The 1,138-nt window shown below is 48.2% G+C and carries 2 protein-coding genes; both read right to left on the bottom strand.

Annotated elements, in window-relative coordinates:
* A partial coding sequence (locus GFB48_RS17150) for a transposase zinc-binding domain-containing protein (protein WP_163938681.1) occupies positions 1-746 on the bottom strand: 746 nt, incomplete at its 3' end.
* A partial coding sequence (locus GFB48_RS17145; RefSeq protein WP_163938678.1) for a tyrosine-type recombinase/integrase occupies positions 743-1,138 on the bottom strand: 396 nt, incomplete at its 5' end. The genes GFB48_RS17145 and GFB48_RS17150, both read right to left, overlap by 4 nt.

Here is a 1,138-nt window from a genome sequence, read left to right as displayed (position 1 = left end):
ACTTTCACTATGGCTTTATCTGGCAATACACCGCGGTAAAGGTATCGTGATAAATACTTTAATGCAGGCGCACCTTGCCCAACCTTAACGCAATGCACTACCCAAGCTTTGTTCATGCCAGCAGGTAAGGTTAACGACAGTGTGCGTTTGAGCATTTCTAACAACCTTGCCCGCCAGACGTTAGCAAGGTTATGTACGTTGAACAGATACTTCCCTTTAAGTTTGTGCCACTGACCTGTTGTCCAGTGATAACTGCCCGCGGGGATGATAAAGTGCAAGTGTGGATGGTACTCGCGTTGACGGCTGTGGGTGTGTAACACACCTGTAAACCCTATCTGGCCTTGTAGCGCTTTCTTACGTGCAGCGAAGTCTTTTAATACACTGGCCGCCACTTTGAACAACATGGGATAGACACGTTTGGCATTCGCTTTAATCAATGCCCGAAGCTCATAGGGTACAGTGAAGGTCACCATAAAGTAATTCACAGGTAGCAGTTTTCGTTGCTGCCTTGCCAGCCATTCACTGGTGGTGTGGTGCTGACATTGGGGGCAGTGTCGATGACCGCAAGAGAGTGGTGCCTCGGTATTTTCATCACAACTATTACAGTGCCAACGACTGACTCTGTCGGTGTTCTGTCGACAACTGAGCATGGCTTTTATGCCACGGCGTTGTTCTTGATTAAGTTGGCCACCATCATGCTTAAGTAACTCATCATGATGTTGCCGTAGGATATCGATAAACGTCATAGCCCACACTCCCACTCCAGTACCAGAGTATTGGTTAAGTGATTAATGGCTTGAGCGGTATTCTTTCGAGTAATTTGGGTGAGGCGGGTATAGCGTGCGGTGGTGTTTAAACTGTTGTGGCCTAATAACTGTTGTACTGAACGCAGGTCTAAGCCTTGTTCTAATAAGTGGGTGGCGTAGCTGTGCCTCAGGTTATGTGGGCTAATGCTTTTGTGGATGTTGCAATCACTGACGACTCGCTTCATCGCTTTTTGGATGCCGCCTCTATCCATATAGGCCGTAGTGTCGCCATTTGCCCCAGGGAACAAGTAGCTCGGGTGTCGATGTGTCTTCCAATAGTATCTCAGCGCCAGTAATGTGCGTTTAGGGAGAGGAACAAAGCGGTCTTTGCC

This window comes from Paraferrimonas sp. SM1919 (genome assembly GCF_010993985.1).
GTDB lineage: Bacteria > Pseudomonadota > Gammaproteobacteria > Enterobacterales > Shewanellaceae > SM1919.
The sequence above is the reverse complement of the archived record's forward strand: the minus strand, read 5'-3'. Positions and strand labels throughout refer to the sequence as shown.